This window comes from Nocardiopsis sp. iso_238 (genome assembly GCF_056173325.1).
This window is the reverse complement of the sequence record NZ_CM149668.1, coordinates 4,108,453-4,123,629: the sequence shown is the minus strand read 5'-3', so window position 1 is coordinate 4,123,629 and position 15,177 is coordinate 4,108,453. Positions and strand designations below refer to the sequence as shown.

The following is a 15,177-nucleotide window of genomic DNA, read 5'->3' as shown; positions in this document are numbered from 1 at the left end:
ACACGCAAGGGCCCCGCTCGGTGAGCGGGGCCCTTCGTCGTCCCTGGGACGTGACGGGTCAGGCGCGGCGGAAGGCGAAGACCACGTCGAACTCGTCCGACTCCGCCGAGTGCGGGGCGTCCTCGGACACACCGGCCACGAAGGCGTCGGCGAGCACCTCACCGGCGATCAGCGACCCGTGCTCGGTGAGCGCCTGCCGGATCGACTCGTCATCCGTCGTCCACCACACGTGGATGCGGTCCGAGACGTCCAGACCGCTGTTCTTGCGGGCCTCCTGGAGCATCCGGACCATCTCGCGGGCCAGACCGGCACGGCGCAGCTCCGGGGTCAGCTCCAGGTCCAGGGCCACGGTCTCACCGCCCTCGGAGGCCACCGCCCAGCCCTCACGGGGCTGCTCGGTCACCAGCACCTCGTCGGCGCTGACCTCGACCGGCTCGTCCTCGACCCGCACCTGCGCCCAACCGCTGTCGCGGACCTGAGCGACCAGGGCGGCCGGGTCGGCGGCCTGGATGGCCTTGGCCACCAGCGGCGTGCGCTTGGCGAACCGCTTGCCCAGAGCGCGGAAGTTCGGCTTGACCACGTAGTCCACGAGGTCGCCGCCGACCGACGACAGCGCGTCCAGTCCGGCCACGTTGAGCTCCTCGGCCACCTGGGCGCGCAGCTGCTCCGGCAGGTCCGCGAAGCCCGGGGCGCCCACCAGGGCGCGGGCCAGCGGCTGGCGGGTGCGCATCGCGGAGTCGACCCGCGCGGAACGGCCCAGCTCCACCAGACGGCGGGTGAGCGCCATGTTCCTGGACAGCTCGGGGTCGATCAGGTCCTCGTTCACCTGCGGCCAGGAGGCCAGGTGGACGGACTCGGCGGCCTCCGGGTGGCGCAGCGCCGACCACACGTGGTCGGTCAGGAACGGGACGATCGGCGCCATCAGCAGGGTGACGGTCTCCAGGGCCTCGAACAGCGTCGCGAACGCGGACGCGCCCTCCGGGGTGTCGGCCCCGCCCCAGAACCGGCGGCGGGAGCGGCGCACGTACCAGTTGGAGACGTCGTCCACGAAGGCGGTCAGGCGGCGCCCGGCCCCGGTCGTGTCGAACTCCTCCATCGCCCTGGTGACGTCCCGGACGACCTCGTTCAGCTCGGACAGCAGCCAGCGGTCCAGCACCGGGCGGTCCTGCGGTGCGGGCGCGTCGGCCAGCTTCGAGTGGTCCCAGCCCTCACCGGCGTTGGCGTACAGGGTGAGGAACGACGTGGTGCTGTAGTAGGTCAGCAGCACCTTCCGGACGATCTCCTCCAGAGCGGCGTGGCCGACCCGCCGGGCGGTCCACGGCGAGCCGCTGGCCAGCATGAACCAGCGCAGGGCGTCGGCGCCGTGCCGGTCCATGACCGCGATGGGCTCCATGACGTTGCCCAGGTGCTTGCTCATCTTGCGGCCGTCCTCGGCCAGGATGTGGCCGAGTACCACCACGTTCTCGAACGAGTTGCGGCCGAACACCAGGGTGCTCACCGCGAGCAGGGAGTAGAACCAGCCGCGGGTCTGGTCGATCGCCTCGGAGATGTACTGCGCGGGGAAGTTCTCCTCGAACGTCTCCTTGTTCTGGTGCGGTGCGCCCCACTGGGCGAACGGCATGGAACCGGAGTCGAACCAGGCGTCGATGACCTCGGGCACGCGGCGGGCGACCCGCTCCTCCTCGGGCAGGGACGGGTCCGCGTCGGGGTCGGGGATGACGACGTCGTCGACGTAGGGGCGGTGCGGGTCCAGGTTGGACAGGTCCTGGCCGCTGAGCTCGCTCAGCTCCTCCAGGGATCCCACGCAGATCTGGCGGCCGTCGGGGAACTCCCAGATCGGCAGCGGGGTGCCCCAGTAGCGGTTGCGGGACAGCGCCCAGTCGACGTTGCCGCGCAGCCACTCCCCGAAGCGGCCCTCCTTGACGTTCTCCGGCACCCAGTTGGTGCGGTCGTTCTGCGCGAGGAGTTCGTCCTTGACGGCGGTCGTGCGGATGTACCAGGACGGGACCGCGTAGTAGAGCAACGCGGTGTGGCAGCGCCAGCAGTGCGGGTAGGAGTGCTCGTAGTTCAGGTGGCGGAAGAGCAGGCCGCGGTCCTTGAGGTCCCGGACCAGCGTCTTGTCGGCCTCCTTGAAGAACACCCCGCCCACGAGGGGGAGGTCGGCCTCGAAGGTGCCGTCCGGGCGGACCGGGTTGACCACGGGCAGGCCGTAGGAGCGGCACACCAGCATGTCGTCGGCGCCGAAGGCGGGGGACTGGTGGACCAGACCGGTGCCGTCCTCGACGGTGACGTAGTCCGCGAGCACCACGTAGTGCGCGGGCTCGTCGAAGGGAACGAGGTCGAAGGGGCGCTGGTAGGTCCACCGCTCCATCTCGTCGCCCTCGAAGCTCTCACCGGTGAGCTCCCAGCCCTCTCCGAGGACCTTCTCGAACAGCGGTTCCGCGACCACGAGCCGCTCGTCGCCGTTGGTGGCCACCACGTACCGGACGTCCGGGTGCACGGCCACGGCGGTGTTGGACACCAGGGTCCACGGGGTCGTGGTCCACACCAGCAGCGAGGTGGGGTGCTCGGGGGCGGCCAGCGGTCCCGAGGTGACGGGGAAGCGCACGTACACCGACGGGTCGGTGACGGTCTCGTAGCCCTGGGCCAGCTCGTGGTCGGAGAGCGTCGTGCCGCAGCGGGGGCAGTAGGGGCTGATCCGGTAGTCGCGGACCAGCAGTTCCCGGTCCCAGATCTGCTTGAGCGCCCACCAGACGGACTCCACGTACTGCGGGTCCATGGTGCGGTAGGCGTCGTCCATGTTGACCCAGTAGCCCATGCGCTCGGTCATGGACGTGAACGCGTCCACGTTGCGCAGGACGGACTCGCGGCAGCGCTGGTTGAACTCGGCGATACCGAAGGCCTCGATGTCCTTCTTGCCGCTCAGGCCGAGTTCCTTCTCCACGGCGACCTCGACCGGCAGGCCGTGGCAGTCCCAGCCGGCCTTGCGGTCCACGTGGTAGCCGCGCATGGTGCGGAAGCGGGGGAAGACGTCCTTGAAGGCGCGGGCCTCGACGTGGTGCACGCCGGGCTGGCCGTTCGCGGTGGGCGGGCCCTCGTAGAACACCCAGTTCTCGTTGCCGCGCGTCTGGTCGAGCGAGCGCTGGAAGACGTTCTCCTTCGACCAGCGGCCGAGGATCTCGCGCTCCGTCGCGGGCAGGTCGATCTGAGCGGGCAGCTGGGGCAGCGCGCGGGATTCGGGCCGGGGGTCGTCGGTCACCGTCGTACCTTTCTCCATCAGGGGTGTTCCTGACGGAGGGACGAGGCGGAGCCCCGCGGTACCACCCTCCTTGGAGCCGCGTCCGAGTCCGCTGGGCGGGTCGGTGGCGGGTCCCACTTCGTTGGGTTCGTGCCGGTTCTACTGGGGTGCGCGCGGTCGCGCGGCCCGTTCTTCCGGCGGCTCCGGGGTGATCTTCGCGCTGGTCGTTGCCCCCGGGCTCACACCGTCCCCGGGTCGCTTGGCCGGTCCAGCCCCCTCTAGGCTGTGTCCGTCCGGTCGGGGCCAGCGTTACTCGTCCCCATCGACACGACTTCAGGATAACGCAGTGCGGCCGGGCGCGCCGCGCTTTAGGTGGGGGTGCGGCCATGGCGGAGCGGACACGGGGCGCGGTCCTGGTGACCCTGCCCGACCGCGACGACGCGGAGGAGCTCGCGGAGCAGCTGCTGGAGCAGGGCTACGAGCCGTGCAGGGTGTACCGGGACATGCTCGCGGGGGAGGACGACGCCGAGGACGTCGACTGGGTGATCGAGGTGCTGACCGGACCGCACGGCGGCTCGGCGGTCTTCGACGAACCCCACCTGCTGCTGCTCGCCGAGGACTACGGCGGGTTCGCCGTGGCCGAGTGAGTCGCGCCCGCCTCCGGCACCGCACCGCCGGGATCGTTGCCATGGGCGGGTGGATTGCCTAGGCTCACGGCACCACTCACGGCCGCCCCGAAGGGGGAGACCCCCAGTTCAGCGGGGGTGCGGGGGTCGTGGGGCACGCGGAGGGGGAGTGCGATGAAGGCCACCGAGGCGGCGGCGCTGCCGGTGCGACCGGGCGAGGAGCCCTGGACGTCGGCGGAGCTCGCGCAGGTCCGGAAGCAGCTGGAGGGCGAGATCGCGGCCCAGCGGGAGGAACTGCGGGACGGCGAGAGGGAACTCGCGGAGCGGCTCACCGACCCGGTCGAGGGCGCGGGGGACGACCCCGCGGACGCCGGGGCCAAGACCTTCCAGCGCGAACACGATCTGGCGTTGGCCTACAATACTCGTGACCTGCTCGCCAAGAGCGAGCGGGCGATCGAACGGATGGACGCGGGGACCTACGGGGTCTGTGAGTCATGCGGCCAGGCCATCGGGAAGGCACGTCTACAGGCCTTCCCGCGCGCCACCCTGTGCGTCACCTGCAAACAGCGCGAGGAGCGTCGCTGACTGAGGTAGAGCCCTCCGGGGACAGCAACATGACCACGACCGACAACACCGCTGCCCGGCCGCGCAGGTACGTACTCCTGTTGTCGGTCGCGCTGATCGCGATCGTCGCCGACTTCCTCACCAAGGAGTGGGTGCTGGCCGCCTTCTCCCCGGGTGAGCGCCTCGACGTCGTCGGCAGCTTCGTCCAGTTCACCCTGGTCTACAACACCGGCGCCGCGTTCTCGCTCGGCACCGGCTACACCTGGGTGTTCACCGCCATCGCCACCGTCGTGGTCCTCGCGATCGCCTGGATCGGCTGGCGCGTGCGCAGCCTGTGGTGGGGTGCGACGCTCGGCCTGATGATGGGCGGCGCCGCCGGGAACCTGGTCGACCGCTACTTCCGGGGCGAGACGCCCGGGACCGGCGCGGTCGTCGACTTCATCAGCGTCGGGACCTTCCCGGTCTTCAACCTGGCCGACTCCTGCGTGGTGGTCGGGGCCTGCCTGGTGGTGGCGCTCACGTTCAAGGGGCTCAACCTGGACGGGACGAGGGCCGAGGACGAGGAGACCGGTCCCGACGAGGGTTCCGCGAAGGACAACGAGGACAACGACGAAGGGAAGGGCGCATGAGCGACACCCGGAGCCTGCCCGTCCCTGACGGGCTCGAGGGCGACCGGCTCGACGCCGCCATCGCGCGGATGTTCGGGCTCTCCCGGACCCGTGCCGCCGAGATCATCGGGGACGGCGGGGTCCTCCTCGACGGCGCCGAGGCGGCCAAGTCCGACCGGGTGAGCGCCGGTGCCTGGCTGGAGGTCACCCTCCCGCCGCCGCCCACCGCCCCGGTGCCCCGGGCGGAGGCGGTCCCCGGCATGCGGATCGTGCACGAGGACGCCGACATCATCGTGGTGGACAAGCCGGTCGGCGTGGTCGCGCACCCCACGGTCGGCTGGACCGGCCCCAGCGTGCTGGAGGGCCTGCTGGCCTCAGGTGTGCAGCTGGCCACCAGCGGCGCCGCCGAGCGCCAGGGCATCGTGCACCGCCTGGACGCCAACACCACCGGTCTGATGGTCGTCGCCAAGAGCGAGACCGCCTACAGCGTGCTCAAGCGGGCGTTCAAGGAGCGCACCGTGGACAAGCGGTACCACACGCTGGTCCAGGGCCACCCGGACCCGCTGCGCGGCACCGTCGACGCCCCGATCGACCGCCACCCGGCCGGTGACGGCCGCTGGGCCGTGGTCGCGGGCGGGCGCCCCTCGGTGACCCACTACGACACCCAGGAGGCCTTCCGGGCCGCCAGTCTGTTGGAGATCAGGCTGGAGACGGGCCGCACCCACCAGATCCGGGTGCACATGTCCGCGCTGCGCCACCCGTGCGTGGGCGACCACCTGTACGGAGCCGACCCGACCCTCGCCGAGCGGCTGGGGGTCAGGAGGCAGTGGCTGCACGCGGTGCGTCTGGGCTTCGACCACCCCACCGAGCACCGCCCGGTGGAGTTCTCCAGCCCCTACCCCGACGACCTGCGCGCCGCCGTGGAGCTGCTCCGCGAGGACTAGGCCCACCCGGACCACTCCCTCCTCAGACCCTTCCGCCGTCCTGCCCCACCGGGGCCGGGCGGCGGACGTGCAGGACCCGCTGGCAGAGCGCCGCGCCCAGGATGATCACGAGGGCTCCCACGGGCTGGTTCCAGGTCAGGGTCTCACCGAGCAGGACCACTCCGGCGGTGACGGCGACCACCGGGACCACGTACGTGACGGTGGTGGCCACGGTCGCGCCCGCGGCGCGGACGATCGCGTAGTTGAGGATGTAGGCGAACCCGGTGCCGAACACCCCCAGGGCGGTCACGGCGAGCGCGGCCCGCCAGGTGAGTTCGGTGGGGAGCCCGGTGAACAGTGGGGCCAGCACCAGCAGGGGCAGGGTGCCGAGCAGCATCTGGAGGGAGCTCAGCTCCAGCGCCGTGTGCGGGCTTCCGGCCACGAACCGGCGCAGGTAGGGGGTGCCGATCCCGTAGCAGACGGTGGCGCCCACGACCAGGAGCATGCCGAGCAGGGCGTCGTCGTCGGAGGCGTTGACCTGTCCCAGGGAGTTCCAGACGCCGAAGACCGTGAGTACCCCGAGGAAGCCGATGCCCAGGCCGAGGAGGCGGGTCCGGTCGGGTCTCTCGTCGGTGAGGATCACCATGGCGAACACCACGCCGAAGAGCGGGGTGGCGGCGTTGACGATCCCCATCAGGGCGGACGGGATGAGCTGCGCCGCGTAGCCGAACAGGGTGAACGGGACGGTGTTCAGCAACAGGGCGGCCACGAACACGTGTCCCCAGAGCCGGGGTGAGGAGGGGAGCCGTCCACGGGTCAGGAACAGGAGGGTGAGCAGGGCCAGGGCTCCGGTGGCCATGCGGCCCAGAGCGAGCTGGAGCGGGGCGAGGACCTCCGCGCCGACCCGGATCAGGACGAAGCTCATGCCCCAGATGAGCGCGAGCAGCACGAACTTGGCGCGCCAGCTCAGGAGTGGGGCGCGGTGCGGTGCGACGACCGACGGGGCGGACGCGACGGCGCCGGGAAGAGTGGACATGGGATGTTTCTATCTGTGCACGATCCCTTAGGTCTACTTCGTATCTCTAAACCCATGCCTTAGCGTTGCTTACATGCTCAGTGTCGACCGGCTCCGGGTCCTGCACGCGATCGCCGCCCACGGATCCCTCAGCGCGGCCTCCCAGGCCCTGCACGTCACCAACTCCGCCGTCTCCCAGCAGCTGACCAAACTCGAACGCGAGGTCGGCCAGCCCCTGGTCGAACGCAACGGGCGGGGAGTGCGCCTCACGGACGCCGCCGAACTCCTGGTGGAGCACACCTCGCGCATCCTGTCCCTGGTCCACCGCGCCGAGGCCGACCTGGAGGCCCACCGGGGCGAGGTCACCGGTCACCTGCGCCTGTCCGCCACCCCCACGGCGGTGCGCGGCCTGCTGCCCGCCGCCCTGCCCGCCCTGCGTGAGGCACACCCGGGGCTGAGGGTGGAACTGCACGAGGACGAACCCCAGGAGAGCGTCCCGGCCATGGCGCGCGGCGACGCCGACCTGGCCCTGGTCGTGGACTGGATGGGCGCGCCCCTGCAACTGCCCCAGGGGATGACGCGCACCTCCCTCATGGAGGACGTCGGTGACATCGCGCTGCCCTCGGACCACCCCCTGGCCCACCGGGAGATCCTGGAGCTCGACGAGATCCTGGACCTGCCGTGGATCAGCTGGACCAAGGGGTCCATCTGCGACGACTGGCTGCACGACATCATCCGTGGGCGCGGGGCCGAACCCCATGTCATCCACTCCGTGGAGGAGCACCAGACCAAGCTGGCCCTGATCGCGGCCGGGATCGGTGCCGCCGTCATGCCCCGCCTGGGGCGGGGGCCCGTGCCCGAGGGGGTGACGGTGGTCCCGGTACAGCCCGCGATGGTCCGCCAGGTCTACGTGTTCTGGCGCACCGACGCCTCCCGGCGCCCGGCCATCCGCGCCGTGGTCCGGGCCCTGCGCGAGGCGGCCGCCGCCTACGCGGAGTGAACCGGGATGGGGCGGCCCCGGGGGCCGCCCCACCGCTCAGGCGTCTCCGAGCAGGTCCGTCATGGTGGCGGTCGGGCTGATCACCTCCGGGTCGGTGCGCACGTCCACCAGGGTGGGCAGATCCGCGCCCACCGCCTCGGACAGGGCCTTCTCCAACTCCTCACGGGTGTGCACGGTGGCGCCCCGGGCACCCAGCGCGCGGGCGTACCCGGCCAGGTCGAGGGGGCCGCTGATCTCCGTCCCCGCGATCCTGCCCAGTTCACGGGCCTGGTGCATGGCGATCGTGCCGTAGAGCCCGTTCTGGAACACCACCACCGTGATCGCCGCACCGTGGCGCACCGCCGTCTCCAGCTCCTGCCCGGTCATCAGGGCGCCGCCGTCCCCGGCCACCGCCACCACCGTCCGCTCGGGTGCGGCGAGCTTGGCGGCCACGGCGGCGGGCACCGCGTAGCCCATGGCGCCGCTGGTCGGCGCCAGCTGGGTGTCCGCGTGCCGGTACCACCAGCCCCGGTGCAGGAAGGAGGCGAAGTTGCCCGCGTCGTTGGTGATCAGGGCGTCCTCGGGCAGGGCCTCGCGCATGCCCGCGATCACCGACCACGGGTGCATGCGCGGGCCGCGGTGCCGCTCGGCCTCGGGCGGGACGGTGGCGCTCTCGACCCAGAGCCGGCGTGCCGCGCTCCAGTCCCGGTAGGGCACCTTGACCGGCGCCCCGGCCAGGGCGCGCAGCGCCTCACCGGAGTCGGCCACCGCGCCGAGCCACACGTCCTTGGTGGCGCCCACCTGCGCCGGGTCGATGTCGATCTGGGCCACCCTGGTACGCCCGTCCGACTCGGGCAGGCGGTACCCCTGGGTGGTGGTCTCGCTCATCCGGCAACCCACCACCAGGACCGCGTCGGCGTCCGCGAGGGCGCCCAGCACCGCGCTGGGGGCGCCCAGACCCAGGTGCCCGAGGTAGAGTGGGTGGTCGTTGGGGAAGACGTCCTGGCGGCGCCAGGCGGCGTACACTCCGGCGCTGTACCGCTCGGCCACGCGCACGAGGTCCTCGCGCGCGGCCCGTGCCCCGCCGCCCGCGATGATCACCGGGCGCACGGCCCTGGCCAGCCAGGCGGCCAGCCGGTCCCGGTCGCCCTCGCTCAGGGGAGGCCGGGGGACGAGCGGGGCGTGCGGGGCGGGCGGTGCACCGACCCGTTGACCGAACAGGTCACCGGGGACGGCGATGGCCACCGGTCCCGGCCGCCCGGTGGTGGCGATCCGGACCGCCCGCGCGGTCACCTCCGCCAGCCGGTCCGCCCGGTGCACGGTGGTGGACCACTTGGTGATGGGCGCGTAGAAGGCGGTCAGGTCCACCTCCTGGAAGGCCTCCCGTCCCAGGTGCTCGGTCTCGGCCTGGCCCAGGAAGACGATCATCGGGGTGGAGTCCTGCATGGCGGTGTGCACGCCCACCGCCAGGTTGGCCGCGCCGGGGCCCCGGGTGGCGGCGGCCACGGCGGGGACACCGGTGAGCTTGGCCTCGGCCTCGGCCATGAAGGCGGCGCCGCCCTCGTGCCGGGTGGAGACCAGGGCCATCTCCGGGTGCTGGTCGATGGCGTCGGCCAGTTCGAGGAAGCTCTCACCGGGAACGGTGTAGCACCGTCTGATCCCGGCGGCGGCCAGGACCGACACCGTCGCGTGCGCGGCGGTGTCGGTGGGGGGCTGGGGCCGTGGTGCGGCAGGGGCCATGGAGGCGGGTCCTTCCATCGTCGCAAGGTCCACTCAGCGCGCCCCGGGGCCGGGGTGTGCCCCGGAACACATGCGGCTGACTCTGGCAGGCGGCCCAGAGCCGGTCAAGGCCGGGAGCCGTGGCCTGTGGACAACTCCGCCCGAGCCGCCCCAACCCGCCCCTACACCCCGAGGGCCCGCAGCGCGGCGGTGGTACCGGCGGCGGCCACGACCACCAACAGGAACGGCGCGCGCAGCACCAGGGCGAGCACGGCGGCCCCCACCCCGGCCATGCGGGCGGTGTCCCAGTGCAGCGCCTGGCCGTCGCCCAGGGCCTGCACGGCGATCAGCGCGGCCAGCAGGGCGAGGGGCACGGCCATGGCGAAGCGGCGCAGCCACGGGTCGTCCAGCAGGCGGCGCGGGGCCGCCAACCCGGCGTACTTGAGCAGGTAGCACCCGGCGGCGGTGGCGACCAGCGCGATCCACAGGGTCATGAACGCACCTCCTGGGAACCCGTGCCCTCGGCGGACGTCCCCTGTTCCGCGTGGTCCTCGGGCCCGTGCGACCGGTCGTCGCCGCCCACGAACACCAGCAGGGCGGCGGAGGCCGCCAGCAGCACCGGCACCCCCGGCGGGAGGAACGGGGTCGTGGCCAGCGCCAGCCCCGCGCCCAGCACCGCGATCAGCCAGGTGCGCGGACCGCCCTCGCGCAGGCGGGGCCACAGCAGCCCGAGGAAGACGGCCGGTCCCACGGCGTCTAGGCCGAACGCGTCGATGTTGTCCACGCGGTCCGTGGCCAGCGCGCCCACCAGGGTCGTGGTCACCCAGAACCCGCCCAGGACCAGGTAGGTCGTCATGAACGCCGTGCGGGCGGACTCGCGGTCCGGTTGGACCAGCGTCACCGCCGTGGTCTCGTCGATCACCCCGTGCGCGGCCAGCGCCCGCCGAACGCCCCGGTACCCCAGGACGTCGGCCAGCCGCAGCCCGTACAGGGTGTTGCGGGCCCCCAGCAGGAGGGCGCCCAACGCTCCGGCGACGAGGCTGCCGCCGCCCGCGATCACCCCGACCAGGGCGAACTGGGAGGCGCCGGTGAACATGAACAGGCTGAGGAACACCGCCTGGGCGGGGGACAGCCCGGCGGCCACGGCCGCGGTGCCGAAGGCCAGACCGGCGGCGCCGACGGCGACACCGATCCCGAGGCTGTCCCGCACCGCTGGCGAACGGAGTACGGAGAAGGTCTTCACGTTCGCCCACGCTAGGCGGGCCCCGGCCCGGAGTCTTGAACGTTCTTGCGCGCCCCGGGAGGGTCAGGCGCGCAGGGCGCGCTGGTAGGCGACCGGCGGGACGCCCAGGTGTCGGCGGAAGTGCCGGGTGAGGTGCGACTGGTCGGCGAAGCCCACCAGCGCGGCCACCTCGCCCGCCCTCCGACCCTGGAGGAGCAGGGCCCGCGCCCGGTCCACCCGCAGCTGGTTCAGGTAGGCGTGCGGGGGCAGCCCGTAGGCGGCCCGGAAGGCCCTGGCCAGGGTGAACGGGCCGATCCCCACCTGCGCGGCCAGCTCCTCCAGCGTCGGCGGGTCCACGAGGCGCCCGGTCAGCAGCTCCCGGGCCAGCGCCACCTCGGGCCGGGCGGTGTGCGCCCCGGCCCCGGCCCCGCGTTCACGCCCGTGCGAGCGCAGCAGCATCGCGATGCCCTCGCGGGCCAGCGACGACGCGGTGAGCCGCTCCCCCCGCTCGGCGGCCATGTGCGCGCCCACCAGCACGCGCGAGACCTCCGGGGCGTGGATACCCGAGTGGGTGAACCCCGGGGTTCCACGCATCCCCAGTTCCCGCCCGATGTCCTCCACCACCTCGGGTGCGGGGTAGAACACCCGGTAGCCCCACCCCTCGGGAACCCCGGCGTGCCCGGTGTGCACCTCGTCCGGAGCCACCACGGCGAGCCCTCCCGGTCCCACGCGGGAGCTGCCGCCCGCGTGGGAGTACTCCTCGATCCCGGCGGTGATCATGCCGATGGTGTAGGTGGAGTGGGTGTGCCGGGTGAAGGCCGTGGTGACGAAACGCGCGGTGAGCAGTTCGGTGTCGGGCAGCCCGGAGAAACGCCAGTACCGAGCGCGCTCCACGCGCGGGTCCTCGACCGTGGGGTGAACGTCGCTGGGCAGTTCCATATGTCCAGGTTAGAGCGGGTCGGGTGTGGTCGCCGGTGGCAGGGCGGGGGACCGGCCCCGCACGGGTCACGGCGGGCCCGCCGGAGTGCGCGGTGTCGGCGCGCGGATAGTCTGCGCCCATGAGCAAGCCACAGATCCGCCGGGCCGAGGGCGCGCGCGACCGCGCTGCCGTCTTCGTGATCCGGGGAGCCGTCTTCGTCGCCGAACAGCAGGTCCCCATCGAGGAGGAGTGGGACGACCGCGACTCCACCGCCTCCTTCCTCCTCGCCCTCGTGGACGGAAACCCCGTGGGCACGGTCCGACTCGTGGACCAGGGGGACGGTTCCGGCCTCCTGGGCCGGATGGCCGTCCTGCCCGCCGGGCGGGGGAAGGGGACCGGCGCCGCGCTGGTGCGCGCCGCGGAGGACCTGGCCCGTGAGTCGGGGCTCGAACGGGTGGAACTGCACGCGCAGACGCACGCGCTGGGCTTCTACGAGCGGCTGGGCTACTCCGCCCACGGCGAGGAGTTCATGGACGCCGGGATTCCGCACCTGCACATGGAGCACAAGCTCGGCTGACCGGGCCTGACGGGGCGCGCTCCCGGTCCGGTGTGACAGGGAGCGCACACCCTCGGACCACCCCGTCCGGGTACTACCGAGTAGGATTCGGTTTTGGTGTCGGCCCCGCCGACGTGTCGAGCACGTCGCCGCCGACGAGCACGAACACCGATCCGACGAGGAACACATGACGGTCAACACGCAGACGGCCACCGAGAGCCCCGACGACCCGCGAGCCTACGGACTCCCGCTTGTCGACGCCCACGCGCTCCCCGCCGAACTGCGCACGTTGGTCTCCCGCGTCCACGACCTCGTCGACGCCGTCGCCAACACCGAGGTCGACTCCGACACCCTCGCCGAGACCGCCGCCGTGGTCGAGGGCCTCACCGACCGCCTCAACGTCGCCCGCCGCGAGATCGGCACCATGGTCAGACGTGAGCTGGGTGACGGCACCACCGTGATCGGCACCATCACCAACATCGTCGAGGGCGAGACCAACCCGGCGGCCCCGAGGCTCTTCCTCGACCGCACCGAGGAAGGCCTGCGCGCCGAGGTCACCCTCAACACCGTCTACCAGGGCCCTCCCGGCCTGGTCCACGGCGGCTGGATCGCCGCCATGCTCGACCAGGCCGTCGGCAGCGTCTCCTCGGTCGAGACCAGCCCGGGGCTGACCGCGCGGCTGGAGATCGACTACCGCCGCCCCACGCCGCTGTTCACCCCCCTGGAGATCACCTCCTGGGTGGAGCGGGTCGAGGGCCGCAAGGTCTTCGTGGCCGGCCGGATCCGCGCCCACGGAGAGGTCACCGCCGAGGCCAGCGGCCTCATGATCCAGGTCGAGGTCCCCGAGTGAGCCGCGGCACCCCCTCGGCGTGTAGTAGCATCACGACCGTGACCCACCGCTATTTCGTGTTTAGCCAGCCGACGCACCCGTCGGCCGCTCGCACGTAGGCGGAAACGGGAACGTCGGCAACAGAGCACTCGGGCACCGGCCCGGTGCTCTTTCGTCTTTTCGGGCGGCCGACGTCCCAGTCCCACTTCCCCGACGGGTCGTACGGCCGCGCCGCCTCCGCGAACGCATCCACACCCGAGAGGGACCTCCGTGCACGACCGCCACAGCGAACCCGCGCCCCCCGCCGAGCAGATCCTGCGCCTGCGCGGCCGGATCGACCAGATGGACGCCGAGCTCGCCGCGCTCCTCGAACGCCGCGCCCTGGTCGCCGCCCAGGTCCAGCGCCTCAAACCGGTCGGATACTTCGCCGGACGCGACATGGACCGCGAGCGCCGCCTCGTCGAGCGCATGGCCGAACACGCCCCCCGGCTGGGCGCGGACCGCCTCGCCGAGATCATGGACAGCGTGATCAGCGCCGGTCTGGCCGCCGCCCAGGAGGAGGCGGCCCGCACCGGAGGCCCCGGCGACGCCTGACGACGACGAGGTGGCGGCGGGCCCGACCCGCCGCCGTTCCGCTACGGCCGCAGCAGGTCGACCCACACCAGACGGTGGTCGGAGCTGGGGAACGGGTAGTCGCCGGTCAGCCGGAACAGCGGGTCGTCCACGGTCGGCCAGAACACGCCCGAACCCCGCGCGGGCAGCGACCGCGACGGCAGGACGTAGTCCACCCGCAGGTTGCCCGGGCCGGGCACGTCGTTGAAGTCGGCGCTGTCCTGCTCCGGGTCGCCCTCGTGGTCCTCGTTCGCGCCGCCCTGCCGCTGTGCCGCGCCGCGCCCGCCCTGGCTGGAGGGGCGCACGTCCACGACGTGCCGGTGCTCCAGCAGCTGGGCGACGGCGTCGGGGTGCCCGTCGCCGTCGTTGGGGTCGGCGTTGAGGTCGCCCGCGATCACGAACGGGGAGCCCGGCGCGAGCCCGCCCCGCACACCCTGGTCGTCGTAGACGTACGAGCTCCCGCGCGGGGTCACGTAGTCGGCCCAGAAGCGGATCTCGTCGTGGTTGCGTGCCACGTTGCGCTTCTCCGGACCGTCGAAGGACGGCGGCGTCGGGTGGCTGGCCAACAGGTGCACCGGGCGGCCGCGCCCCGTGTCGATCGGGACGTCCCAGTGGCTCTTGGAGGACAGCCGCAGCACCTCCAGGGCCTCCTCCGAGTAGTACGGCTCACCGGTCGCCGGGTCGGTGGGCAGCAACGCGTCCGGCATGTCCGCCCAGCGGAAGTCCTGGAAGGTGCGCACCTCGTCCGTGACGATCGGGTACTTCGAGTACACGACCATCCCGTACTGACCCGGGAAGAGGCCGTAGCCGAAGGCGTCCTCGGCGTACTCGGGGCTGCCCGGCTCGGTCACCGCCCGGCCGTCGCCGTTGAGGTCCACACCCGAGGCCACGCCCGTGTTGACCGGGGCGGTGTACACGTACGGGTACTCGATCGGCTCGGCGCCGGACTGGCCCACGGACAGGTAGTTGTCCTGGAAGAGCCGGGGCCCCGCGCCCTCCTCGTCGTAGTCGAACTCGTTGACCAGCAGCACGTCGGGACGCACGTGCTGGATGATCTCGGCCACGTTGCGCGCCTGTTCGCTGTCGGGGGTGGCCAGCTCCTCGACGAGGGCGCCCTGCTCGCCCCGTTCCAGAGCGGTGTTGAAGGTCGCGAAGCGCACCTCGTGCGCTCCGGGCGGGGACGGGACCGACGGTGACTCGGCCGCCGACGAGGGCAGGGCGGTCAGCGCCGACGCGGCCAGCACCAGCGTGGCGGTGGAGGCGATCCGGCGGGGCGTGGTGGTCACGGAAGGGGATCCTCTCGGCGGGGGAGGGGGGTCGACCGCCGGAGGCTAACAGGCCCGCGTGTCCGAACGGTGTACCAGCAC

15 protein-coding genes are annotated in these 15,177 nt (G+C 72.5%); 8 read left to right on the top strand and 7 right to left on the bottom strand.

Features of this window, described 5'->3' with window-relative positions; all coding sequences use genetic code 11:
- Positions 1 to 58: 58 nt before the first annotated feature.
- Positions 59 to 3,259 (bottom strand): isoleucine--tRNA ligase, encoded by a 3,201-nt coding sequence (gene ileS, locus AC0VYL_RS18685; RefSeq protein WP_475483536.1) that lies wholly within the window; start codon positions 3,257 to 3,259, stop codon positions 59 to 61.
- A gap of 365 nt (positions 3,260 to 3,624) precedes the next feature.
- Between ileS and AC0VYL_RS18680 the strand changes: the two genes are divergently transcribed.
- From AC0VYL_RS18680 to AC0VYL_RS18665, 4 genes are all read left to right on the top strand, one after another.
- Positions 3,625 to 3,885 (top strand): divalent-cation tolerance protein CutA, encoded by a 261-nt coding sequence (locus AC0VYL_RS18680; RefSeq protein WP_378741409.1) that lies wholly within the window; start codon positions 3,625 to 3,627, stop codon positions 3,883 to 3,885.
- A gap of 153 nt (positions 3,886 to 4,038) precedes the next feature.
- The gene (locus AC0VYL_RS18675) at positions 4,039 to 4,449 is read left to right on the top strand and encodes a TraR/DksA family transcriptional regulator (protein ID WP_475481007.1); all 411 of its coding nucleotides are present in this window, start codon (positions 4,039 to 4,041) and stop codon (positions 4,447 to 4,449) included.
- Positions 4,450 to 4,478: 29 nt separating this feature from the next.
- Positions 4,479 to 5,057: a signal peptidase II gene (lspA, locus tag AC0VYL_RS18670; RefSeq protein ID WP_475454520.1), complete on the top strand. Its 579-nt coding sequence runs from the start codon at positions 4,479 to 4,481 to the stop codon at positions 5,055 to 5,057.
- Positions 5,054 to 5,980 carry an RluA family pseudouridine synthase gene (locus AC0VYL_RS18665; RefSeq protein WP_475454518.1) on the top strand — a complete coding sequence of 309 codons (927 nt, stop codon included), beginning with the start codon at positions 5,054 to 5,056 and terminating at the stop codon, positions 5,978 to 5,980. The genes lspA and AC0VYL_RS18665 overlap by 4 nt, the downstream gene beginning before the upstream one ends.
- Before the next feature lie 22 nt (positions 5,981 to 6,002).
- Here the strand turns inward: AC0VYL_RS18665 and AC0VYL_RS18660 are convergent, their stop codons facing one another.
- Positions 6,003 to 6,995, bottom strand: coding sequence for a DMT family transporter (locus tag AC0VYL_RS18660; protein ID WP_475454516.1), 993 nt, complete (start codon positions 6,993 to 6,995; stop codon positions 6,003 to 6,005).
- 73 nt (positions 6,996 to 7,068) lie between these two features.
- On the opposite strand from AC0VYL_RS18660, the gene AC0VYL_RS18655 reads away from it, so the two are divergent.
- Complete coding sequence (locus AC0VYL_RS18655) at positions 7,069 to 7,974, top strand: LysR family transcriptional regulator (RefSeq protein WP_475454514.1); 906 nt, start codon at positions 7,069 to 7,071, stop codon at positions 7,972 to 7,974.
- A gap of 36 nt (positions 7,975 to 8,010) precedes the next feature.
- Here the strand turns inward: AC0VYL_RS18655 and AC0VYL_RS18650 are convergent, their stop codons facing one another.
- From AC0VYL_RS18650 to AC0VYL_RS18635, 4 genes are all read right to left on the bottom strand, one after another.
- The gene (locus AC0VYL_RS18650) at positions 8,011 to 9,693 is read right to left on the bottom strand and encodes a thiamine pyrophosphate-dependent enzyme (RefSeq protein WP_475481006.1); all 1,683 of its coding nucleotides are present in this window, start codon (positions 9,691 to 9,693) and stop codon (positions 8,011 to 8,013) included.
- A 161-nt stretch (positions 9,694 to 9,854) separates the two neighbouring features.
- The gene (locus tag AC0VYL_RS18645; RefSeq protein ID WP_475454510.1) at positions 9,855 to 10,166 is read right to left on the bottom strand and encodes an AzlD domain-containing protein; all 312 of its coding nucleotides are present in this window, start codon (positions 10,164 to 10,166) and stop codon (positions 9,855 to 9,857) included.
- Positions 10,163 to 10,915 (bottom strand): AzlC family ABC transporter permease, encoded by a 753-nt coding sequence (locus tag AC0VYL_RS18640; protein WP_475481005.1) that lies wholly within the window; start codon positions 10,913 to 10,915, stop codon positions 10,163 to 10,165. Before AC0VYL_RS18640 ends, AC0VYL_RS18645 begins: the two co-directional genes overlap by 4 nt.
- 63 nt (positions 10,916 to 10,978) lie before the next feature.
- Complete coding sequence (locus tag AC0VYL_RS18635) at positions 10,979 to 11,833, bottom strand: helix-turn-helix domain-containing protein (protein ID WP_475481004.1); 855 nt, start codon at positions 11,831 to 11,833, stop codon at positions 10,979 to 10,981.
- Positions 11,834 to 11,952: 119 nt separating this feature from the next.
- Between AC0VYL_RS18635 and AC0VYL_RS18630 the strand changes: the two genes are divergently transcribed.
- The 3 genes from AC0VYL_RS18630 (at position 11,953) to AC0VYL_RS18620 (ending at position 13,792) form a co-directional block, all read left to right on the top strand.
- Positions 11,953 to 12,390, top strand: coding sequence for a GNAT family N-acetyltransferase (locus tag AC0VYL_RS18630; protein WP_475454504.1), 438 nt, complete (start codon positions 11,953 to 11,955; stop codon positions 12,388 to 12,390).
- A gap of 166 nt (positions 12,391 to 12,556) precedes the next feature.
- Positions 12,557 to 13,219 (top strand): PaaI family thioesterase, encoded by a 663-nt coding sequence (locus AC0VYL_RS18625; protein WP_475454502.1) that lies wholly within the window; start codon positions 12,557 to 12,559, stop codon positions 13,217 to 13,219.
- 249 nt (positions 13,220 to 13,468) lie between these two features.
- On the top strand, positions 13,469 to 13,792 hold the full coding sequence (locus AC0VYL_RS18620; protein WP_475481003.1) for a chorismate mutase: 324 nt from the start codon (positions 13,469 to 13,471) through the stop codon (positions 13,790 to 13,792).
- A 41-nt stretch (positions 13,793 to 13,833) separates the two neighbouring features.
- On the opposite strand, the gene AC0VYL_RS18615 is transcribed toward AC0VYL_RS18620, so the two are convergent.
- On the bottom strand, positions 13,834 to 15,096 hold the full coding sequence (locus tag AC0VYL_RS18615) for an endonuclease/exonuclease/phosphatase family protein (protein WP_475481002.1): 1,263 nt from the start codon (positions 15,094 to 15,096) through the stop codon (positions 13,834 to 13,836).
- Between the last annotated feature and the right edge of the window lie 81 nt (positions 15,097 to 15,177).